Source organism: Pedobacter sp. D749, assembly GCF_019317285.1.
Classification (GTDB): Bacteria; Bacteroidota; Bacteroidia; order Sphingobacteriales; family Sphingobacteriaceae; genus Pedobacter.
The window spans coordinates 1,845,459-1,869,754 of record NZ_CP079218.1 but is presented as its reverse complement, the minus strand read 5'-3'; the positions used below and the strand labels follow the sequence as shown (position 1 = coordinate 1,869,754).

The window sequence follows — 24,296 nt, the reverse complement described above, 5'->3', positions numbered from 1 at the left end:
TACTGCTATTGAGGATAAAACGGAAAGCAGGACTGCAGTAACCGATGAAATACGGAACCTTGCTTTTCAAAAAAAGAATATGAATAATGTTCTATGAGGACATAGGCCACGGAAGAGAAAAACATTTCGGTCTGTGAGGACACATACCGAGGGGAATTGAATAAATTAAAAATAACATAGATAGTAATGATTGATTTAAAAAAATTACAAGTTTGGTTTATTACCGGTACACAACATTTGTACGGTGAAGAAACCTTAAAACAAGTAGCAGAACATGCACAGCAAGTGGCTGATTCGTTAAACCAGAACGGAAGTATTTCTGTTTCGGTAGTGTACAAACCGATTGTAAAAACAACGGAAGAGATTTTCGAAACCTTACAACAAGCCAATATTGATGAGAACTGTATTGGGGTAATTACCTGGATGCATACCTTCTCTCCAGCTAAAATGTGGATCAGGGGTTTGAATGTTTTGCAAAAACCGCTATTGCATTTACATACGCAGTTTAACCGCGACATTCCATGGAATACCATTGATATGGATTTTATGAACCTGAACCAAAGTGCCCATGGCGACCGTGAATTCGGTTTTATGGTGTCGCGTATGCGTAAAGATCGTAAAGTAGTTGTTGGTCATTGGCAGGATGAAGAAGTGGCTAAACAGATCGATACCTGGTGCAGGGCTGCAGCAGGCTGGCACGATTGGCAAGGCGCTAAATTTGCCCGTTTTGGTGATAACATGCGTTATGTGGCCGTTACCGATGGCGATAAGGTAGAAGCTGAAATGAAATTTGGTTTTGCAGTAAATACTTATGGCATAGGTGATTTAGTAGCGGTAATTAATGGAATTAGTGAAGATGCTATTCAGGCTTTACTGAAAGAATATGATGCTACCTATGAAATGGCCGATGATCTAAAAGCTGGCGGCGCAAGGCACTCATCAGTTTACGAGGCTGCTAAAATTGAGTTGGGTTTACGTAAGTTTTTAGTTGATGGTGGCTTTAAAGGTTTCTCTGATACTTTTGAAGATTTACATGGTATGATTCAGTTGCCAGGGATTGCAGCACAGCGTTTAATGGCCGATGGTTATGGTTTCGCTGGTGAAGGTGACTGGAAAACTGCGGCTTTAGTACGTGCATGTAAGGTAATGGGTGCAGGTTTAGCCGGTGGTAATGCATTTATGGAAGATTATACTTACCACTTTGATCCGGCAAATTCGATGGTATTAGGTTCACATATGCTTGAGGTTGATGCTTCATTGGCGAGTGGCAAAGCCAGTTTAGAGGTTCATCCATTGGGCATTGGTGGCAAGGCAGATCCTGCCCGTTTGGTTTTTAATGTTGCCGGTGGTGACGCTTTAAATGCATCTTTAATTGATATGGGCAACCGTTTCCGCCTGTTAGTGAATGAAGTAAAGGCTGTAGAAGCTGAACATGATTTACCAAATTTACCGGTAGCCCGTGTATTGTGGAAACCACTACCTGATATGAAAACAGGTTGCGCAGCATGGATTTATGCAGGTGGTGCACACCATACTGCTTATAGTCAGAATTTAAGCACTGAGCATTTATTGGATTTTGCCAATATAGCGGGTTTAGAATATGTGAATATTGGTGCTGATACCAAAATCAATCAATTCAGAAATGAGTTGCATTGGAATGAAGTTTTTTATAAATAGTTTGATTAACTAACGCTCAACGTTCAGGCCGGTAATTTTAGGATTACCGGCCTTTTTATAACTTCCGAAGTTTTAGTGGCGTGATGAAATGGAAACTTCGGAAGCCTTAAAGCATGTCTATTAAAATTACTTTAGGCGATAAAATCGCCTTTTTCGTGCATCCTCGTTACAAACGAGGACGATTATCGCGATCGTCATCCTGAACTTTTTTCAGGATCTTTTTATGATGAAGGCTAAGCAGATATATTTAACAATTACTGCTGAATGTCCTAATAAAAAATCGTCATCTCGACTGAAGCAACGCGAAGTGGAGAGATCTGTAAGATAAGGCAAATTGAAATAGATTTAGCTTCAATAAAAAATCGTCATTGCGAGGAGGAACGACGAAGCAATCTTTCCTACAGGTAATTTTTGCTAAAAAGATTGCTTCGTCGGCTGAAAAAGCCTTCTCGCAATGACGATAATTGAAGTAGATTTATTTCGGAAACTTTCTGGATGAACATTATGTATCATAAATACTGAAACAAGTTCAGGATGACGCACGACTAAAATGCCATCTACAATCACATGGTAACCATTGCTTTAATTACCCCATTTTTTGGATCTAACCAGCTTTCAAACTCATCTTTTACTTCTTCAAACTTTACCTGGTGCGTAATATAATTGGTGGGATTAACCAAACCAGCTTTCATTGATTTTATTACATGCTCAAAATCTTCAATGGTGGCATTTCTGCTGCTCATTAATGTCGATTCGCGCTTATGAAACTCAGGGTGATTAAAAATCAAATCTCCTTTTTGAAGTCCGATTAAAACAAACCTTGCGCCATGTGCCATGTAATTTATGGCGTTATTGATTGCTTTTTGATTACCTGTAGCATCAATTACTACCGTTGCCATATCTCCATTGGTAATATCACTAAGTTGTTGCGTTACATCAGTTGAAAGGGCATTAACCACATGCGCCACCTTCAGTTTATCTTTACAGAATGCTAAACGGTCTTCGTTAATATCCAAAGCGATTACGTTAGCTCCGGCTATTCTGGCGAATTCCATCGTACCTAAACCAATTGGCCCCGCACCGATAACCAGTACAAATTCTCCAGGCTGCACATCTGCCCTGCGAACACCGTGTGCTCCAATAGCTAAAGGTTCAACCAAAGCGAGTTCATCGTAACTCAATCCTTCGCCATGTAAAAGTGTTCTGGATGGCACCTGTAAATATTCGCGCATCCCGCCATCTACATGTACCCCGCAAACCTGCATTTTAACACAGCAGTTGGGTTTATTCATCCGGCAGGCAATACATTCGCCACAATTAAAGTATGGAATAAAGGTTACAGGCTCTCCTATTTTGAAACCAGTGGCTCCATTGGCTTCAACCAATTCGCCAGATAACTCATGACCTAACACTCTTGGGTAATTAAAGAAAGGTTGGGTGCCTTCAAAGGCATGTAAATCAGTTCCGCAAATGCCAATTCTTTTAATTTTTATAATCGAATGGTCTTTTTTTAGTTCAGGTTTTTCCGTTTCTGAATATTCAAAGGTTCCAGGTGTGGTGCAGGTAAGGGTTTTCATTTTAATGATTGAATTTTGAGTGATAGAATGAGTGAATGTTGAATTAAGGAATGATAGAATGTTTTATCGATTTGCTAATATTCTGTCATTCACTCCATCTATCATTCAATAATTAATTTTCTAAGCGTTTACCAAAGCTCTGTCTAAATGCACATAACCGCCATCAACGTGAATGATCTGTCCGGTGGTATGGCTTGATTTACCTGACATTAAAAAAGCTGTCATATTTGCAATTTCTTCAGCTGTCGTCATTCTGTTTTCTAATGGAATTTTAGAAGTGATTTCTTTTAGTTTTTCTTCAGCATCATCCAAAGTTTCAATCCAGGTTTCGTAAGCGGGCGTCCAGCATTCGGCAACCACAACCGCATTTACACGGATTCCATATTTAAGCAACTCTACGGCCCATTCCCGTGTTAAGGCATTTCTACCTCCATTAGCAGCAGCATAGGCTGAAGTATTTCCTTGTCCTGTTTCTGCAGTTTTAGAGGTGATGTTTACAATTGCCCCTTTACTTTTAATTAATTCTGGCAGCGCGTGGTGCGCCATTAAATAATAATGCACTACATTTTTATGTAACGAAGCCATAAAGTCTTTATAATTTCCACTTTCTAAACCTACACCGTCATTAACGCCTGCGTTATTCACTAAACCATCAATTCTGCCGAATTGACCCACAATGTTTTTCACCACCGTTTCACAATCATCAGGGTTGGATAACTCAGCCACAAACTGTGCGGCTTTTCCTCCATTTGCAGTTATTGCATCAACTACCTTTTGATTGTCTTCTGCTTTTCTACCTACGATTACCGCAATTGCATTTTCTTTGGCAAACACTTCTGCAATACTGCGACCAATGCCCTTTGCAGCACCAGTGATGATAATAACTTTTTCTTTTAATTGTAAATCCATGTTTCTTTTTAATTAGTGAATGAGAGATTGATAGAATGAGTGAATTGCATTTTGCATTCACTCATTCAAAATTCACTCATTCTATCATTATTTTTATGTCTTCTTTTCTTGTTGCTGGTAATACTTTCAAATCTATTAATTTTCCATCTTTTAAAGTGCCTTCAACAATGGTTTGATATGGCGCATAAAGCTTGAAATGAACATCCCAATCTTTTGGCCATGCCGGGCACAAATATATTTTTTTTCCATCAACTTGCATCAGCATTTCTTGTAAACCGATCATGCCCGATCCACCCCAATTGTGATCAGGTACCCAATCGAAACCTGGCCCCCAAAATGCAGGAAACCTCCTGCCTGAATCTTTTAATTTAGCGGTAGTTAGCTTCGCAGCCTCATTGGTTAAACCAAGCCGTGCCGCAAAAATATTATCCTGTTTCCATCCGACATGACTGCTGAATTTCAGCACGTCGGTGTCATATTTAAAAGTGTTCATCGCAGTGTCTAAACCGGGTTTACCAATTCCATAAATGCCCCATGGATATAGAGGGTACAACTGCGGACTTTCGGTATTATTGATGCGTTCCCAAAGTTTAGCCGGAGAAATGGTAGCATGCCCACCGAAAGTCCTGAAACTTATTGGCGGAATGGTTTTCAGCATCGCTGTCCATTCGGTTTTCTTAGTTTCAGACAAAGAAGGCAGCGCAATCAATCTTTCCAAAACTGTTTTTAAAGCTGCAATCGTCGAAGTGGAATTGTAAGCCATTTTATAAGTCTCCGCTGCAGACCCCGGGTATAAAACCAAGTGGCCATTGGCATCTAATGCTTTCGCTCCTCGCTGTTTGGCTAGATAAGTATAATGCGCTTTGAAAAAAGTAAGTGAGCTTTCAATTAAAGGAAGGTACTTTTCTATATTTTTCCCACCATATCTTTCAGTTTCCAGAATCATCATACAAAACTCCAATACAGTATCCCACTCATATTCTAACCAGGCATTGTATTCCATGCCTTTATTAAAATCGGCTGGGCGTTTCCAGCCATACTCAGCAGGATTTGGTAATCCGAAATTTTCTAATTGCTCGGCAAAACCTGCCCCCTTGTGCCCCCAGGCGGCTTCTGTTCTGATTTCTGCATTTTTCAACAAATCCAGATAAAAATCGAACTGAGGTTTCATCAGGTCGAAATCCCCGCTTTTTAACATGGGCCAATATACCAGGCGTTGGTTTTGAGCGGTATGCGTTCCACCACCCCAGTTCCTGAAATCGGGTGTATATTTTAATGTCGTGTCGGTTAATTGGGGGTCGAAAGTAAAAAGTCCGCCATTGAATTTCGTTGGAGATTTACCAAAAGCATTGCAACCCAACATATACCGGAATAACTGGTAATTTTTAGCAGATTGATTTGCGGTTTCGTCTTTAGTATTGATATAAATGAAACTTTTTTTCCAGTAAGCATTCCACCATTTTATACTCGTTTTTTGTTGATTTTTGCTATTTACAGCATTTAAACCTTTCTCCCATTCACTAATCGACGCCGTTTTTGAAGTATTTAACTTAATGGTGATGTGACTTGAAGCAGAAGGTATTTTACTTCTCAAAATCCAGGCTTTAAATGGTGTACTTAGGTATATTCCGGTATAGTTTCCAGCCGGCATCATATTGTTGCCTTGCATAGAGCCTCCAAAAATGAGATTTTTTAAAGGGTTAAATAGATCAGCCTTCCTGTCCTCCAATCCTTGCTGTTTTACAGTAACCTCGAATACGGTTTCAGCTTTGTTTTGATGGTAGAATTGAACAGTATTATTTTTAAAAGTTATGTCGTCTTTAAATGTTTTAACAATACCCTGGGGTGCCCATTTATACGAATTCTGATTGTTCTCTTTGCCTTTTGTGATGCGGTCTTCGAAACGCCAGCTTTCGTAACTGGCTTGGGTAATTATTTTTTGGTTTGATTTTACATCAAGGTGGATTACCGGATTAAACACATCAACCCAGACCTTAATTTGAGCATTTAAGCTACCATTTTTGCCTGAAATCTGAGCGTAACCATCTTTTAAAACCAATTCTTGTTTGAATGTTTTTCCTTCGAAGGGATTTGGGCTTAAACTCAGTTTTACGCGACCAAGTTTGAGTAAGGTATTATTTTCGTCGAAGGTGCCGCTTTTGGATATATAGAAATAAACATCTCCTTTTTCTACCCAAAGGTTTAGGCCGATATCGCCACCGCCTACAGGCATGGATTCAGATGAGTTGTTACTTTGTGAGGTCCAAATTATATTGTCTTTTTCTTGCGAATAAGCATTTGGGATTGTGAACCACAAAGACACGAAGATCACCATGGAAAAGGTAGATTTTTTAAGGTTTATGTTTTTTGACCATATAAGACATTTGAGGACATTTAAGCCCATGGTGCACATACTTTGTGTTCTTTGTGCCTTTGTGGTTAATTTTGTTGTTTGTAATATGTTTGACCACCTAAGGCACCTGAGAGCAGGTAAGACAGGAGGCTTAATGAATTTCAACCTTATCAGACATTTGAGGACATTTAAGCGTCTGGTGCACATACTTAGTGTTCTTTGTGCCTTTGTGGTCAATTTTGTCGACCACCTGAGGCACCTGAGAGCAGCTAAGGTAGCATGTTTAATAAATTTCAACCATATCAGACACGTGAAGGCATTTAAGAGCCTGGTGCACATACTTGGTGTTCTTTGTGCCTTTGTGGTTAATTTCTCAGCCAAAATATTTAGTGCTTCCTGTGTATTCGTGGTAAAAATCATTATTCGACTATTAATTATCCCAGTTATCGGTACGGAAAGAGGAAACAGGCAAGCCATCGTTTCCAAATAAGTCGCCGGTTACAAAGTCTTTAAAGGCATAACGCACAGCAACAGGTACTTTAACTTCAGGAGCTGAAACGGTTATGCTACTTCCTTTTATGGCTGCTTTTGCCGGGTAAAATTTCTGATCAGCGCCTGCAATTTCGAATAAAGATAGTTCTTTACCAAAAGAAGTTAACCCATTTGGTACATTTTGAAATTTGACTACAGCTGTATTCTTTTCGACCGTTAATGATTCGTAATTCGGACTTGCAAAACCAAAACCTTTAATACCATAAGTTTGAGCCAAAGCCAGGTACGCCAGTCTCTGGCCGCCTTGTTTCTTATTTGCCGGATGGATTGATTTTTCCTCGCCAATATCCAATAAAACAGCCATTCCGGAATTCGGTATTTTAGTTAAGGATTTTCGTTGTGCATCCCGTAAATAGGCTGAATTATATTTTCCACCAACATGATATGGCGGGAGCTGCGCGTAATTGTATGGTGCAATTTGAGCATAGAAAAATGGAAAATCGCCATTATCCCAATTTTTACGCCACGAGGATACCATTGCCGGAAAAAGGTCTTCGTAACGGTCTGGTCGTTCATAGTTAGATTCGCCCTGATACCAGATCGCCCCTTTTATGCCATAACCGATTACCGGATAAAGCATGCCATTATACAGTGTGGTTGGTGTACGGCTCACCTCTTTGATGCTATCTCCTTTTGAAGGAATCTTGATTTCCGTATAAGGTTTTAAATCTTCTGGCGACATCCAGGCCTCAATAGTTGAACCACCGTAACTATCGTTGATAATCCCGATTGGTACATTTAACATTTCGCTTAACAGAGCGCCGAAATAATATGCCGTAGCACTGAAGTTGGAGACAGTTTCCGGCGCAGCCAATTTCCAATCAGATGGTTTGCTGTTTTCTTGTAGCTCAATGATTGAGGAACGGGGAACGGTATATAACCTGATATTTTTATTCGCTGATTTTAAAATTACCTCATTTGAACCCATGATAGGCTGGCTTTTGAAACCTTTCATTGGCATTTCCATGTTTGATTGCCCTCCACAAAACCAAACTTCACCAATCAGGATATCGGTTAAAACGAGTTTTTCGCCATCATTGAGTTCCATTTCGTATGGTCCACCTGCTGATGGGGTTGAAACTTTGACTTTCCATTTACCACTCTGGTCAGCGGTAACCGAATAATTTTGTTTATTCCAGGAAGTATTGATTTTTATCCTGGTTGACGGCTTGGCCCAGCCCCAAATGGCTACGTTGCTTTGTTGTTGCAAAACCATGTGATCGGTAAAAATGGATGCAGGTTTAACCGTAGCAGATGCAACAAGGCCACATGCGAGGTTTAAGAAAATTAAAAGTTTTAGTTTCATTTGTTATTATTTTTCATCACTTAAGACTCCCTAGTTTTGGTTACCATATAAGAAATTTAAGTTGCATATAAGCTCAATAGTATATTTTTTGTTTCTTATTTATCGACCACCTGAGCGCATCTTAGTTTATTACCTTATAACTATTAATCGCTATAACCTTATATTTTCTTACATGTCTTATATGGTAAAACATAAATATCATCTACTCACAGGCAACCAAACCGACATTTCCGAATGGCCACGGTTTCCCCAGGTAAAGTATGGTACCAGTTTTATTTCAGTGGCTGTATTTTTATCTTCAATCGGCCTGTACAACACATTTTTCCAGTTGTTTGGCTCTCCTATTTTTACGTTACCGGTCAGACTCATCATTTCGGCACCATGGTTTCTGTTTTTACTTTAAAACGATCGGCCCAAAAGCCTTTTGTCCAGGCTATATCAGCCATATTGAAACTACGTATTTGGCATATGGAGAATTTGATGTATTCACCAAAGCTTTATCCTGTGCTTTTAAATTTCCTGTTAGAAAAAGCATCGCAACAATAAATACCTGAATTAGTAAAGCCTGAGAGACAAAATATTTGTTAATATGAAGTAGCTTTTTCATTGTTCTTCTGTTTAATTGAATTTTACCAGTATAATTTATTACCAAAGGATTTTAAATTCTGAAGCGTGGGCAATGGCCTTATCATTATTTTGTTTGTGTACTTATTTGACGCTTTTGTGGAATCTAACGGAGTTGTAGTTGCTGTTTTCAATCCAGATACAAGATCAAACACCGTCTCGGTTGTCGAATTTTGCCCATCATATACTACGCTGGAGATTTTAATCAATTGGAACTTCCGTTTTTATAAATGAATTTATGTTCAAAGCGGACATCATTTTTTTCGGAGTTCATTAATAAATATCCTTTTTCAATAAAAAAATATGGTATTGAATTCTTAGTATGTATGCCGTTTACATATTGGGGTTCAATTACTTCTGTAGAAGAGAAAACCAGTTTAAATTTCTTATTGGGCTGTTGAAAAAATATTTGCAATCTCAAGGGAACGGATGCATCGATGGTATCCATTGTAATTACGGTTTTGTCAGTTAAACCATCTTTATTTAAATCGCCCTTTTCTAACCTGATCGGAACATTAAAATTATCCTTTGCTTTATTTTGTTGTGCGAAAACAACAGTTTGAACCAAAACAAGAAATAGTACAATTATCTTTTTCATTTATTTGAATATTTAATGCTCAATTACTCTTCCACTTGTATTACCACCGGGCCTAATAATCCCGCAGAATTTAAAGGTTTACCTTCCAAGCGAAAAGGTGCAGTTGTTTTGGTAATTCTTTTATTTTCTGGCAGTTTGCTATCTCCAATTAAACGATTAGCCCAGGTGTTGGTCACTTCAATCGTAATTTGATTTTCACCTTTTTTGATGGCTTTGCTAATTTCTAAACGATGCGGAGCAGTCCACAAAGTGCCGCAGTTTATTCCATTAATTTTAACTTCTGCAATGCTGGAAAACGCTCCCAAATCAAGCCAGATTTTACCTTTAAGACTTCCATTAAAGATGAAGTTTTTGCTATACACAGCAGTTCCTGAATAATATTTAACCAAACTATCTGCATTTAATATCCAATCGGTTAATTCATTAAAAATAACAGGTTTTGAGGGGCCTGCATACGCCGTATCGAATTTTGCCTGCCATGATTTGGAGATATCAATGTCAGTTTTTTTGATCTTTTTTGCTTTCGCTTCCCTTAGTTGTTTTTCTTCAGTTTGCGAATTGGGCAAATAAACACCCAGCGTATCTAAAACCACAAAGATCGATTGATTTGGATACATGGTTAAATTTAATCTTGTTCCGGCAATAGTGTTGTTGAGTTTATCTGGTTTAACCCAGGTATTGCTGACTGCATCATAAGTCTGTACAGATTTTTCACCCCTTCTTAAAGTTAAAAAAAGTTCTCTTTTTCTATTTTCCTGATTAGTGATAAAATAAATCTCCTTTTCTCCATCAATTCTGTGTGCATAACCTATACCTTTTGCATAACTTCTACCCGCCTTATTATCTATTTCATCGTTCACATCCAAATCTCTTTCCAAACCCAGGGCATCAAAAGTTTCTCCGTAGAACGGTGCTTTAAAAACCTGACCTAATCCCAGCTTCTTCTGATAAACTGGTCGACCATTATTTTTATAAGACTCGAAATTCCCTTCCCAGATCTCTTCTACAATCCTATCAAAAATATTTTTGTTAACTTGTTTAATTTCAAATTGATACAATGGCTTATCTCCAACAATTACTTTAGCACCAGCTTTAATCAATTCCAGCAGTTTTTTAACAGTGCCATAACTCATATACTGATAATTCGGATTCATTTTCATGTTGCCTGGTATTATCAAAATTTTATATGAGGCACCGCTTTCGAAAACCACATTACCATCTTTTACTGTTGCGGTATTTAATACATCTGGATTAAAACTATCATAAGCGTAGCCACGTAAGGGGTTTACCCAATTTTCCGGATCGGCCATGTTTGCAGAATGGCTGACCCCAGCTGGGATTTGCCTTAAAGGTTCACCAACATTTGCGAGGCGTTTCTGCTCTGCTTCTACTACATCTGCGCCAAAAATGCCGGGTAAGGTTTCAACCAAACGATCAGGCAATACGGAACGGCGTGGCAATTCCTCACCCGTAAAAACGGTTATATCAACAACAGGCTTACCTTGTTGAAGTAAATTTTGAGTACGTTCTGCATATTCTATCCATGCTTTTCCTGCTTTCCACCAGGTTTGGTCGCGTTGAAAATATAGGCCAACCCCATCTAAAGTCATTCCTGGTTTCCGATCAGTCCAGGGATTATGTGTAAAAACGTGATATACCAATTTATTGATCCCTAAGGCATAATTACGATCCTGTAGCGTTTTCATATTAGCCGGGTTTTCATTCCAGTCCATTCTGACGGTTGTAAAAGCCTCGGCCTGGATAATATTTTTCCCATAAATATGTGCGCCAGAAATGGCATCCAACATATCGTTCGGTTTATCATGCGTGGGGCTGTTTAACCAAAATTCACCCATGGGGATGTCGACAGTTTTGTAATGCATTAAACCATCACTTATCATGGTTGGTGCGATACTTTCAGCCGTAAAAGTCACGCCCTGATCTTTTGCCAGTTTAGCAAGCGTTTTATAAAACTGGTCAACCACCAATTCAGAGATGGTTTTTCTGACATCATAAAGGAAATTTTCAGAAACTGAAGTGCTTTCTACCGGCAATCCGGTCATGATGGGTAAATAAGTTGTTAAATCGTAGCCCCTACGCTTTAAAAATTCTGCTTTAAATACCGGTGACCAATTCTGACTGCCGCATTCCCAGCTGTCTACATGAAAAACGCTTAAAACTTTTTTAGCGATTTCTGGTCCGCCATGCTTTAATGCCTCCCCATACCAATTCTCGAACTGTAATTTTACGGCTTCCGGATTAAATTTATCACATTCCAATCCTTTTCCACCGCCTCCAGTTGCGTTGGTATGTCCTGTAGAAGTATGGCCAATTCTTAAAATTGTCCAATTGCCTGTCGGCGCTTTCCAGTTTAAAGTTCCGTCCTTATTTAATTTATTGGTAAGATTTATAATTTTATTCAATGGCACACATAAATCCTTAGCAATTTCAGCGTCGGTACTTCTTTTACTCACCCGCCAAACTGAACCGTTTTTACCTTCAAACTGATTGATTTTCGCTTCTGACGATAACTCCAGATTGACCAGTTTTAACGATGGCTTCCATTTGGCCGCATCCAGATCTTCTGCCCCTGGTTCAGATCCCTTTTTATCATAAATAAACCTGAAAAATTTAGCGGTGGTAGGTACAATGGAATGGGTAACATCTTCATCAATATCCTGCCAGCCATGTCGTGGGGCTTCCAACCTACCTATGGATCGGAAATTTTTCCCATCATCACTTACCTCGAGAGCCAAACGTTGCGCCTGATAATTATTTCCGCTGACTTTAATGCTTATGGTTCTGCAGGTAAAGGGCTTTGCAAATTCATATTGAATATAACATGGCTCATTTGAACCAAAGTTTTTCTTATTGCCTGGCTGAACCAGTCCCGTGGCATCAGCTCCATTGCTTGTAGTAATTTTTGGAATAACAGTTGTCGTAGAGAGGTTTTCACCAACGGGAGATGGATATGCATAAACTGCTATATCCTTATAATAATTTTCTTTTGATTCTGGTTGAGGTAAAGTAATTTTACTATTTGAATTACTGATATTTATCTTAGACCATACCACTTTTTGCATGGAAAGTTCTGGAGTGATCCACGGTCCACCTGCTAATGCGAAACCATCACTCACATGCATACCTAATTTCAGATCTAACCGTTTTGCTTCTGTCATGGCAAATTCAACCATTTTCCACCATTCGGATGTTAACTGAACTGCAGGTGGCGAATAGACCGGTGTTTTATCTGGGCCCTGGATACTCATTAAGTAAGCACCCGCTATGCCATTTGATTTCATCGCTTCCAGGTCGGCAGTGATGCCTGCTCTGGATACCGCTCCTTTAACCCAATACCAAAATACCCAGGGTTTAGCATTTTCATTTTGTTGTGCATCAGCATTTGACACCAGGAAAAAGCTTGACAACAGCACAAATGCCAGAATTTTACTAAACCTCAATTTCATTTTTTTAAAAAATTTCATGTTCATGCCGAGGGTTGTTTTTTACCACCAAACAAGCTTTATCTTCAACAGATTACTTTACATATAAGTAGAGATAGACTTTATAAATCACTTACAACGATATATTTATATTTATTTTCGTGCGATTTTATACCCTCTTAACCCGAAATAAAGAATAACCACAAAACACACCAATGGAATGCTGTAACCGATCTGAATATTATCGCCATACATATCGATTAAACTTCCCATTCCAAATGGCAAAATGGCTCCGCCCACAATCGACATGATTAACCAGGAAGAGCCTGGCTTGGTATCGTCGCCTATTCCCTCTATTCCTAATGCAAAAATGGTTGGGAACATAATTGACATAAAAAAGCCTATTGCACCCAGCGCATAAACCACGTAAGATCCTTTGCCTAATATGGCTACCAAACACAATAAAATAGAGATTACCGCATAGATAGCGAGCAGCTTATTCGATGACACAAACTGAAGAATCGCGGTTCCTGCAAAGCGGCCAACAGTAAATAATAACCCATAAATTGCCAGATAAGATGCAGCTGTTTTCTCGTCAAACCCGCCGCCTTGCTGAGCCATTCTAATAAAAAAACTGGTAACACAAACCTGCGCGCCAACATAAAAGAACTGAGCAACAACAGCCCACTTTAAATGTTTGTGACGTAGCGAACCGAAAAAGCTTCCCTTTGCCTCACCATCAATGCTTTTCGTTTTAATTTCCGGAAGATGAATAAAGTAGAAGATTGCGGCTATAACCAATAACACTATTCCAAGCGTAATGTAAGGTGTTTTCACCGACGCAGCCTCTTCAAGGAAGTAGTTATTTCGGCTAACTTCGGTCATTGCAGCCAGTTCCTCTTTTGTGTGCGATTTACCCGACAGGATAAACAATCCGCCAATCATTGGTGCAACCATTGCGGCCAGTCCGTTGAAAGATGCAGCAAGGTTTAGTCTGCTTGTTGCTTTTGCAGGATCGCCCAATACGGCAGCGTAAGGATTTGCTGAAGTTTCGAGCATGGTTAAACCGCAACCAATGATGAAAAGTGCGATCAAAAATGTGATGTAAGACAAGTTATTGGCAGCTGGAACAAACAAAAATGCACCGAAAGCAAAAGCCAGCAAACCTGAGATCATGGTTGCTTTGTATCCCCATTTTTTCAAAATCATTCCGGCTGGAATAGCCATTAAAAAATAAGCCAAGAAAACAGAGGTATCAATCAACGTTGATTGTTTATTATTTAAATTACAGGCTTTTTTTAAATGTGGAATCAGAATCGAATCGAGGTTATGCGCCATTCCCCAAAGGAAAAACAAGCTGATTACGAGTATAAAAGGTAACAGATACTTCTTTCCTGATGAGGAGCCGCCCCCGGTTACAATTTCTTGTTGTGTGGTTATTGGTTCATTAGTCATTGGTTCACTAGTTTAGTTTAATAGTTTGTTGGTTCATTAGCCGTTAGTTCATTTGTTAGTTTATTTTTATATTAGTCAATAGTTCATTGATGTGTATCGATCGTTTTAATGATCTCTGGTAAGACTGTCGCTATACGCGCCAAGACCAATTAACTATTGACCATTGAACTAATGAACCTTTTTCACCACCAAAAGATGGTCGCATACCAATACCACCTCTCCGTGTTGGTTAATGATCTCAACGTGTTCAGTTACGGTGCCATATTCCGGCCTTTTGCTCTCTCCTTTTTCAGCAATCGTGATTTCTGAATGGATGGTATCGCCAATGAAAACCGGTTTTACAAAACGTAATTTATCGTAACCTTTACTCATTGCCTCGGGATTGATTTCTGATGCGGTTAAACCGATTCCAATGCTGAAAATCATCGTCCCGTGGGCTATTCTTTGTTTGAACGGTTGTGTTGCACACCATTCGGCATCCATGTGGTGCGGGAAGAAATCGCCGGTATGACCTGCGTGAACGACAAAATCGGTCTCTGTTATTGTGCGACCTAGCGTAACACGTTTATCCTGTAATTGATAATCTTCAAAAAATGTTGATTTGAAATACATTTTGATATTTTTATAATTTTTCTTTGTCTTAGCCAGACGGGCTTTTTTCTTTTGACCGCAAAAGAAACAAAACTCCCAGCTTAAAATTTTTCTTTTAAAGGAATTGCGTTGGCCTTGACAATGCATTCCGAAAAATTTGTTAGGCTGGATTTAAGTAGAACGTCTTTTTGTGCTTTGGCCCTTCAAATTGCAAATAGCATCCGTCCACATATTAATGACTTCCAAATAAGATTGCTTCAGCTCGCTCAATCCCTGCCTCGCAATTATGATTTAACTAGTTATTTAATTGTTCTATCACTTTAACGCCTCCAATATCACTCGATTTATACGCACTTTCTACCACAGCCATGGTTTGAATCACATCCTCGACACTGGTATGTAAAACATCGCTTGAACCTTCGTTATAACGCATTAAATTGGCCATTGTGCCAATAAAAGCTTCTGGAAACCAGGAGCCTTCCAGTTTTACAATTTCCCATTTTGGTGATTTTCCGTCTTCTATAATACAGTATTCAAAAACATCAGGTACACCGTGAGGATAATCCATAAGTAAACCAATTTTAGCTACAATTGCACCTTTGGTTCCCTCCCATTTAATATAACTTTCCTGGTGGCTTGGACCGAAATCGTGATCATGGTTGGTGTTAATTACCGCATGCATGGTATCGCCATAATCGAATAAAATGGTAGAACGGGATGATGACAAACTTTTAGCCGGATGTTTTAATGTTTTTGCCAGGATACTTTCCGGATTACCCAAAAACGAACGGATTAAATCTACATAATGAATGCTATGGTACTGGATTTCCAAACGCGGATGAATAATTACGTGAGGAAAAATCTCCCAGGGCGTTTTAATCGTCACCCGAACTTCCATATCGTACAGTTCGCCTATTAATCCTTCATCGATGAGGTATTTTGCAGCACTAACAAATGGTGCAAAGCGCAATTGAAAATTTATAGCTGCCTTTAAGTTTTTCGACCGGCACAATTCGAGGATTTCCTTAGCCTGCGTAAAATCATCACCCATTGGTTTTTGGATCAGTACGGCACTTCCATCGGGCAACTGTTTTAGCGTTTCAATATATTGTTCGGGCATGATGGTTAAATCATAAACTGCGTTTGCAGGAGCCAGCTTTACCGCCTCGGGTACCGAATTGTAAACGTTCGGAATGCCGAAGGTATCTGCCAGTTTCTGTGCCCTTTCTTTGGTTCGGTTTACAATCCCGTGAACCTCAAAACCTGCAATTTTATAAGCAGGGAGATGCGCATCGGCCACTATGCCACCTGCACCTATGATGATTATGGGCTGTTTGCTTTGTGGTAATTCTGGTTTATACTTGATGTCAATGCTCATTTGTCAATTTCATTAATTTGGTTTTGCGCCAGCTGGATCAATTCTTCGGTTGATTGATCTGTATTTATGGCCTGCAAAACCATCTGGTCGATTATTGCTGCAATTGCAGCCCAATTGGTTTTTTGTGGTAACATATTGGCCACCTCATGTAAAGCTTCCAGTTTATGATAGTATGGAATTACCTGATTGATTTCTTCATCCTTCCAGGTTGAAATCCGACAGCCAATTCCGCCTTCTAAGGTGAGCTGTTTGTCTTGTTCTTTATCTAATGCAAAACGAAGAAAATCGTAGGCGATATCTTTGTTTTTACTCCCCTTAGCAATGGTGTAAAGCCAGTATACGTTTAAAGAAGCTGATTTTTCATGAATGGCTGAAGGTAACAGTTCAACATCAATCTTACCTTTAACTTTTGAATGTGTATCTACTTCACACATGGCCGCAAAACCAAACCAATTAATCATCATTGCAGCTTCACCTTGTGAAAAGGCTATTCCTGCAGCAACAGATTCGAATTGTGCCGATTTTGGGTGAACAGCGGTTTTGTCGTTCACTATTGTGCGGTAGAAATTAAGCCCGTCAATTGCCGCTTGGCTATTGATCTGGATATGGCCGTGTTGATCAACCAGGCTTCCACCTCTGGTCCACAATTGTAAACAAAAATCAAAAACAGTATTATGGCCATCAGGATAACAGGCGAAGATACTCCCGTAAAGGTTATCCTGAGGACGGTTAAAGAACCTGGCGATCTGATGAAAATCTTCCCAGGTTTTCGGTACGTCTAAAATTTTCCCGTATTGCGTTAAATAGTTGGCTTTTTCTGTTTCGTTTTCGAAAAGATCTTTGCGGTAAATGAAACATTCAGGCCCGTCGTGAAAAGGCAGCCCTACTACTTCCCAGCCAAAACGCTGTAAACTTAGCAGCGACTTGCTCCACCCTCTCGGAAAATCGTCGGGTTTATTTTTGTTGATGTAAGGATTTAAAACTTCAAAATCATGATTGGTATAACCTTCTAAAACCCAATCGGTGCTGATGTGTGCAATATCGAAATCGCCTTTGGCTAAACCTTTTTGAGCAATGGTACTGTCGTAAAGCTCGGGTAAATCCATCACCACCATTTCTAATTTCAGCTTGCAACCCGAAACCATACAATATTGTGCCCAAAATTTCTGCATGGCAGATTCAAAAGGGGCAAATTTACGGACAGCTATCCTGAAAGTATCTATCTGGTTATGCATTTGCAGTTGTATGCTGTGTTATAAATTCTTTGATAATTTTTTCATTATCCTGTCCTAATTTAGGCGAGCCTTTTGATGAGGTAAGCAATTCGCCATCAATACGGATCGGGCATCTGGTGGTTTCATATTTGTAACCATCTGCCATTTCCACTTCCTGGATCATGTTCAACACCTTAAAACCGTCGTGTGCCATTAACGCATTCCAGTTTAAAACATCGGCACACCAGATATCAGCCGGCTCCAGTATGGAAAGCCATTTTTCGGTGGTGGCCGATAGAAGATGATCGGCTAAAACAGCCTTAATCTCATCCCGTTTATCAAATGCTTCGCTCACTTCAACGTAATCTTCAAGTTGCTCACATCCAAGCAAATTGCCTAACTGTGGAATTGAACCCATCGCCAGGGCTAAATATCCGTTTTCTGTTTGATAAATCCCATAAGGAGCACCTAAATACGCGTTTGCATTGTTCTTTTTTGAGCGTTCGGGTAAGCTTCCACCATCATTCATAAAGGTGGTAATGGTTTCGAACTGAAAATCATAGGCCGATTCCATCATGCTAACCTGTACCAATCCGCCTTCATTTTTTATGGCTTTTCGATACAAACAAGCTAAAAGTCCTTGTGCTAAATGTGCGCCGGCCAGCATATCTACAATGGATAGACCCATGGCAACAGGACCGCTATCGGCATTTCCTGTTAAAGAAGTCAGGCCGGTAACCGATTGTAAAAGTAAATCCTGACCTGGTTTATTTTTCCATTCGGTAGTGCTTCCATAACCTGATATTTCGCCATAAATAATTGCAGGATTTAAAGCGGTAACCGATTGATAATCGAAACCCAAGCGTTCCATCACACCCGGGCGGAAGTTATGTATCATTACATCTGCCTTTTTTAGCAGTTGGCGAACCATTTCGCAATCTTCTTCGCTTTTTAAATCAACTTCAAAGCTTTCTTTATTTCTGTTGATGGCATGAAAAACTGACGATTCGCCATTCATAATCAGGTTCGAAGTATAAAGTGTGCGGCAGATATCACCTACACCCAGTCGCTCAATTTTGATTACGCGCGCACCCATGTCGGCGAGACGTAAACCTGCCGATGGGCCAGAAAGAAACTGGCTGAAATCGATAACTAAATAATCTTCAAGCGGTAGCATAATTTTATTTGTTTAAATTTCGCACTACGTCATTGCGAGGCACGAAGCAATCTTTTATCGGTCGTCATTCCCAACTCGATTGGGAGTCGTAATGCAATAAGCTTTAAGATTCCCGCCTGCGCGGGAATGACGACTAGTTTTTTTATTTTAACTCAAACTCTTTATTAATCTCTGACGTATTCTCCCCAAGTTTTGGTGCGGCTTTACTAGCAAATAACTTTTCGTTATCCAAGCGGATCGGGCTCACGGTTGTCTTTATTGTTTTGCCATCAGCTAAATCTAACTCCTGCTCAATCTGTAAACTTTTATAAGTGTTCATAGCTGTAGCAGTTTGATAATTCAATACTTCAGCGCACCAGATTCCGTGACTTTCCAAAAGATCAACCCAATGTTTTGTATTTTCCTTTTTAAACGTTGCTGCCAAACGAACAATCAACTTATCACGGTTTTCGAAGGCCGATCCTGCTTCTACATAAAGATCGGCAATGTCACAATTAATAATTGCACAGATATTCGGCAGGTTGCCCATGGCCATTGCAATATAACCATCGGAAGTTTCGTACATGCCGTATGGTGCACTTAAGTAGGCGTGCGCACTTCCTTTTGCTCCGCTTCTATCGGGCAATTTACCGCCATCATTTAAGTAAGTGGTTAATACCTCGAATTGTACATCTAAAATTGATTCCAACAAACTCACCTCAACCAACACACTTTTATTTGTTTTTGCTCTTTTGATTAAAGCGGCCATAATGCCTTGCGCCAAGTGGTTACCACACATGATATCAGAAACAGAAAGGCCAAATGGAACAGGTCCGTCTACGTCAACTCCTGATAAAAAAGTAAGACCTGAAACAGATTGAACCAACAAATCCTGCCCTGGCTTGTTTTTCCACGGGCCTTCGTTGCCATAACCGGTGACCATACCATAAACAATTTTAGGGTTCATCTTTCGAACTGTTTCATAATCCAGACCAATTTTCTCCATCACACCAGGACGGAAATTATGTGTCATTACATCGGCTTTGCTGATTAGTTTTTTTAATCTTTCTAAATCTTCAGGATTCTTTAAATCTGCAGCATAACTCTCTTTATTTCGGTTTATCGTATGAAAAAGTAAACTATCTTCATCTATAAAAAGATTTTTAATGGATAGTTGCCTGCAAGCGTCGCCGGTTTTGGGCCGTTCGATTTTAATTACACGTGCGCCTAAATCGGCCAGTTTTAAACCAGCCGATGGTCCTGCCAGAAACTGGCAAAACTCTAAAACCAAAAGTCCTTCTAACGGCTTGTTCATGATAATACTAAACTTTTAGATTGCAGATACAATTCATTCATGGCGGTTAAAACCTGGATTTCATCGCCTCCATTCATTAAATAATCACGCACCACATCTCCTGCATGGTCTTGAAAATACATCGAACCATGGTAACGTGGGCGGAGAAAAGCTCTTTGTAAGGCAGGTAAGGTATTCAGAAAATAATTATGACTCTGGCGGTTTACTTCTTCGTTTTTCCAGGCGGCCAAATGCCCGGGTTGACCACCACTTTCAAAGAACAAAGTGGATTGACAAGCTGGTGAACCTACAAACGTTACATACTTGGCAGCCATCTCTAATGCTTCGCATTTAGCAGAAATGGCTAAACCCGTTCCGCCTAATGTGCTTCTCAGATTGGTTTTACCATCTAAAGAAATCATATCGTGAAAATGCAAGGTTTTGCGGGCATAACCATTACGCGAATAGTTCGAGTAGCCATAAGCGAAAGGGCAATACGCAATTTCGTCGTTTAAAGTCATTGCTTCATACACCTGAATGGGGTTTCTGTTGAAATTGGCTTTATCCATCTTTGAAGCCAATTCCCGGTACATTTTCAAAACCTTAACACCTGTTTCAGTGGAAACCACTTCCTCATCATTTTGGCAAGGATCCTCTCCCAAGGAACAGCAAAGCGTATAAAAATTCATTAAAACATCAATTGGAATGCCCGCAAAGGCGACTAAACCTTTATCGGCAAGTTCCAATAAATCATCAAAAGATTGAGGTAGTTGTAGCCCTTTTTCAGCAAGTAAATCAGGTCTTGAGACGGCTACAGGAGTTGCCGCATCTATTGGTAAGGCCCATAAATGGTCATCATAGAAGTAACTCTCGTAAGATTGTCCAACAGAATTTTCTTCCTGGTCTTTTAAATATTCTGGAGAAAGGTAAAGATCCAAAGGCACAATTGATTTTGTTTTTGCGGCAAAACCTGCCCAGGGATGATCGATCACCAAAAGATCAAATCGTTCTGCCAATTCCTGGATTGAAAAATCGGCAAATTGCTGCAAACTTCTTTTCTCCCAGCTGATGTTTACATTTGGGTGTAATTCCGAAAATCGCTGCGCCGTAGCCACCATTGGCAAAAGCCCACGACTGTGGTTCCAGGTTATTCCTTTTAAATTAATCGTCTTCTCCACTTTATTTTCATCTAATGGTTGGTGTCTCCACCGACCATGTTTTTATTTTACTTATTTTCGGTTGGTGAGACACCAACCGATAGAATCAAGTTTTTTTACCTCTAATGGTTGGTGTCTCACCAACCATGTTGTTAATTTTTGTTTCGGTCGGTGAGACACCAACCGACAGATTAATTATTTTCCATTATTAATTATAATCGAAGACGACATCAAACCAGCTGATGAAGCTGTTAATTTTATTGTTCCCGTTTTTTCTGTTGACTGCACTATAGCTAAACATAAACCATGAAAAGCCTTGCGGTAATTGGCTTTGAAAGGCTCTAAACTTGCCTGAAAGCCATTATCAACGCCAGCAATAAAGCCAACTCCATCTAGTTTAAAATCAACCAGATTATCAGCATCCGGCACTACATTTCCAGCAGCATCTAAAATGCGGACAGTAACGAATGACAGATCTTTACCATCGGCTTTGATATTTTTCCGATCGGCTATTAATTCAATTTTTGCCGGCTCTCCTGCGGTTTTAACTTCTCGCACTAAAACATCTTTCCCGCTTTTGCGTGATATCGCTTTTAACGTTCCGGGCTCAAAAGGCACATTCCAAAGCACATGTAAATCATCGCCTTGTTTTGATCTTTTACCTAAGGATTTCCCATTCAGGTAAAGTTCTACTTCATCTGCATTGTTGTAATATGCCCAAACTTCAACTAATTTTCCTTGCCTCCAGTTCCAATGGGGTAAAATGTGCAATACTGGTTTGTTCGTCCATTCGCTTTGATACATGTAGTAGGAGTCTTTCGGGAAACCTGCTAAATCGACAATACCAAAATAAGAACTTCTGGCGGGCCAGGGATATGGTAGTGGCTCGCCAAGGTAATCGAAACCGGTCCAAACAAATAAACCCGATACATGATCGTATTTTTTAGCTGCTGCCCAGGTTTCTTCATGTGTAGAACCCCAATACGCCGAAACATTATCGTAAGCAGATGCCGACCATTCTTTATTACCTTCTGTAAATTTGGTTTTACCATCTTTCGGCCAACGGCGGATGGTATCGGCTGTATCGTAAAAACCCCTTGTTGCTAAAGCGGAAGTAGTTTCTGTTGCTAAAAACTTAACACCCGGATAATTTTCAGGGAAATCTTTATACAGTTTATGGTTGTAGTTTAATCCATAAATATCAAGTACATTGGCCTGGTAGATAAAATTCTTTTCGGCTTTTGTTTCGGTTAGTGCTGAAATTACCGGACGGGTTTTGTCCAGATTTTTAACAATCCCCACCAATTCTTTTGTAATTGCCACACCTGTACTATCGAACTGCTCACGGATTTCATTACCGATACTCCAAAGAATAATAGATGGGTGGTTACGATCGCGTTTAATCATTTCCTCCAAATCGCTTTTGTGCCATTCTGGAAAATTGAGGTGGTAATCGTTTTTGGTTTTCTTTTTCACCCACATATCAAAAGCTTCATCCATCACCAGGAAGCCCATTTTGTCGCATAGATCTAAAAATTCAGGAGCTGGTGGATTATGAGCGGTACGGATGGCATTCACCCCCATCGCTTTCATAATTTCTAATTGACGTTCCATTGCACGCACATTTACTGCAGCGCCTAAAGCACCTAAATCGTGGTGCAAGCAAACACCCAAAATTTTCATTGCTTTGCCGTTTAATGAAAATCCTTTTTGTGCATCGAAGTTAAAATCGCGGATTCCAAACGGCGTGGTATAACTGTCGATAATTTTTCCATCGGCTTGCATAATCGCTGTAACCAGTTTATACATAATCGGCCGTTCAACCGACCATAATTTGGGATTTGCAATGTCCAAAGCATTTGTAACCAACTTAGAATTGTTTTGATCAACCGACATCGGCCATTGCCTTTGCGCGATTTTCAATCCTTTGTTATCGAAAATGGTAGTCAGGATTTTATAATTGCCCTTTGCTTTGAATTTATTTTCGAGTTCGATATCAACTGCGATTGATGCAAGGCTTTCACCAGCAGATAAAATCCTGTTTTCAATGCTTTGACCTTTATCTCCACTTATAACAGTAGTTTTCACAAAGACACCATTGCGTTTTATTGAAACTGCTGCAGCTGAGGTTAGCCATACATTTCTATAAATCCCTGAGCCGGAATACCAACGCGAATCTGGCTGTGCAGCATTATCGACCTTAACCGCAATACTATTTTTTCCAGCTTTTAAAAACTTACTGATCTCGTAAGAAAAAGAGCTGTAGCCATAAGGCCTTTTACCCAGATATTGTCCGTTTACCCAAACCTCGCTGTTTTTATATACACCATCGAATTCGAGGGTAATTAGTCTGTTTTTAAAATTAGCCGGTGCTGTAAATTCCTTTCTATACCAGCCAATGCCAGTGGGTAAACCTCCACCTTCAGGTTTCGCTGGATTTTTCTCATCAAATTTACCTTCAATGCTCCAATCGTGTGGTAAAGTGAGTTTTCTCCATTTCAGGTCGCTAAATGAGGATGATTTTGCATCTGGCTCATCACCTAAGAAGAATTTCCAATCTTTGTTGAAGCTAATTCTGGCGCGGGGTTCAGGAACGGCATAAACACGAGAGATCCTCATTGCATGGTAAGAAGCAATCTCACTACTATAGGTGTGCTTTTCTTCTGCATTAGGATTGCTTCCCCGAAAAGTTGGAACGAGTTCCTCAAAATGACTCGATGCATCTAATTTTGATGATTGTATTTCCCAACTTAAACCCGGCGATTGTACATCAATTCCAATCGGATTATTGCGATATTCACCATCCAATTGAGCAACCTTAAGATCTTGTGCAAAAAGCGGAATGCTTAACAGGTAAAGCCAGGAAAAGATTAAGAGTTTACTCATCATTTAATCTACACCATTTCGGCGTTTGCTTAGGTTTATAAATGGTTATCAGCGATATAATTCCTGGAGAAATAAATTATCAATTCTTTTGAATTAAGCCTTTTAAATTCCGTAACTTTAAATTAC

17 protein-coding genes are annotated in these 24,296 nt (G+C 39.7%); 1 reads left to right on the top strand and 16 read right to left on the bottom strand.

The annotated features are described in order from the left end of the window. Nucleotides 1-186: 186 nt before the first annotated feature. A complete protein-coding gene (gene araA, locus KYH19_RS07480; protein ID WP_219078179.1) occupies nt 187-1,677 on the top strand; it encodes an L-arabinose isomerase in 1,491 nt (496 codons plus the stop codon). Nucleotides 1,678-2,240: 563 nt separating this feature from the next. Here the strand turns inward: araA and KYH19_RS07475 are convergent. From KYH19_RS07475 to KYH19_RS07400, 16 genes are all read right to left on the bottom strand, one after another. Further along, nucleotides 2,241-3,254 (bottom strand): zinc-binding alcohol dehydrogenase family protein, encoded by a 1,014-nt coding sequence (locus KYH19_RS07475; protein ID WP_219078178.1) that lies wholly within the window; start codon nt 3,252-3,254, stop codon nt 2,241-2,243. A 120-nt stretch (nt 3,255-3,374) separates the two neighbouring features. After that, nucleotides 3,375-4,163, bottom strand: a complete 789-nt coding sequence (locus tag KYH19_RS07470; RefSeq protein ID WP_219078177.1) for an SDR family oxidoreductase — start codon at nt 4,161-4,163, stop codon at nt 3,375-3,377. A 76-nt stretch (nt 4,164-4,239) separates the two neighbouring features. Continuing rightward, nucleotides 4,240-6,486, bottom strand: coding sequence for a DUF5703 domain-containing protein (locus KYH19_RS07465; RefSeq protein WP_255562635.1), 2,247 nt, complete (start codon nt 6,484-6,486; stop codon nt 4,240-4,242). 460 nt (nt 6,487-6,946) lie between these two features. Continuing rightward, nucleotides 6,947-8,374 (bottom strand): sialate O-acetylesterase, encoded by a 1,428-nt coding sequence (locus tag KYH19_RS07460; RefSeq protein WP_219078175.1) that lies wholly within the window; start codon nt 8,372-8,374, stop codon nt 6,947-6,949. A gap of 198 nt (nt 8,375-8,572) precedes the next feature. Continuing rightward, a complete protein-coding gene (locus KYH19_RS07455) occupies nt 8,573-8,746 on the bottom strand; it encodes a hypothetical protein (RefSeq protein ID WP_193423197.1) in 174 nt (57 codons plus the stop codon). Between the two features lie 61 nt (nt 8,747-8,807). Further along, the gene (locus tag KYH19_RS07450) at nt 8,808-8,981 is read right to left on the bottom strand and encodes a hypothetical protein (protein WP_219078174.1); all 174 of its coding nucleotides are present in this window, start codon (nt 8,979-8,981) and stop codon (nt 8,808-8,810) included. A gap of 222 nt (nt 8,982-9,203) precedes the next feature. Beyond that, nucleotides 9,204-9,596, bottom strand: coding sequence for a hypothetical protein (locus tag KYH19_RS07445; RefSeq protein WP_219078173.1), 393 nt, complete (start codon nt 9,594-9,596; stop codon nt 9,204-9,206). Nucleotides 9,597-9,619: 23 nt separating this feature from the next. Then, nucleotides 9,620-13,063, bottom strand: a complete 3,444-nt coding sequence (locus tag KYH19_RS07440) for a glycosyl hydrolase (protein WP_219078172.1) — start codon at nt 13,061-13,063, stop codon at nt 9,620-9,622. A gap of 129 nt (nt 13,064-13,192) precedes the next feature. Continuing rightward, nucleotides 13,193-14,494, bottom strand: a complete 1,302-nt coding sequence (gene fucP / locus KYH19_RS07435) for an L-fucose:H+ symporter permease (RefSeq protein ID WP_219078171.1) — start codon at nt 14,492-14,494, stop codon at nt 13,193-13,195. A 168-nt stretch (nt 14,495-14,662) separates the two neighbouring features. After that, nucleotides 14,663-15,106: a MaoC/PaaZ C-terminal domain-containing protein gene (locus tag KYH19_RS07430; RefSeq protein ID WP_132397207.1), complete on the bottom strand. Its 444-nt coding sequence runs from the start codon at nt 15,104-15,106 to the stop codon at nt 14,663-14,665. Between the two features lie 274 nt (nt 15,107-15,380). Continuing rightward, nucleotides 15,381-16,463, bottom strand: a complete 1,083-nt coding sequence (locus KYH19_RS07425) for a Gfo/Idh/MocA family protein (RefSeq protein WP_219078170.1) — start codon at nt 16,461-16,463, stop codon at nt 15,381-15,383. Beyond that, on the bottom strand, nt 16,460-17,698 hold the full coding sequence (locus tag KYH19_RS07420) for an extracellular solute-binding protein (RefSeq protein WP_219078169.1): 1,239 nt from the start codon (nt 17,696-17,698) through the stop codon (nt 16,460-16,462). The genes KYH19_RS07425 and KYH19_RS07420 overlap by 4 nt, the downstream gene beginning before the upstream one ends. Next, nucleotides 17,691-18,854, bottom strand: coding sequence for a CaiB/BaiF CoA-transferase family protein (locus tag KYH19_RS07415; protein WP_219078168.1), 1,164 nt, complete (start codon nt 18,852-18,854; stop codon nt 17,691-17,693). Before KYH19_RS07415 ends, KYH19_RS07420 begins: the two co-directional genes overlap by 8 nt. 142 nt (nt 18,855-18,996) lie before the next feature. After that, nucleotides 18,997-20,148, bottom strand: coding sequence for a CaiB/BaiF CoA-transferase family protein (locus KYH19_RS07410; protein ID WP_219078167.1), 1,152 nt, complete (start codon nt 20,146-20,148; stop codon nt 18,997-18,999). Beyond that, nucleotides 20,145-21,305 (bottom strand): ABC transporter substrate-binding protein, encoded by a 1,161-nt coding sequence (locus KYH19_RS07405; protein WP_219078166.1) that lies wholly within the window; start codon nt 21,303-21,305, stop codon nt 20,145-20,147. The genes KYH19_RS07410 and KYH19_RS07405 overlap by 4 nt, the downstream gene beginning before the upstream one ends. Before the next feature lie 174 nt (nt 21,306-21,479). Next, nucleotides 21,480-24,170 carry a glycoside hydrolase family 2 TIM barrel-domain containing protein gene (locus tag KYH19_RS07400; RefSeq protein ID WP_255562582.1) on the bottom strand — a complete coding sequence of 897 codons (2,691 nt, stop codon included), beginning with the start codon at nt 24,168-24,170 and terminating at the stop codon, nt 21,480-21,482. Between the last annotated feature and the right edge of the window lie 126 nt (nt 24,171-24,296).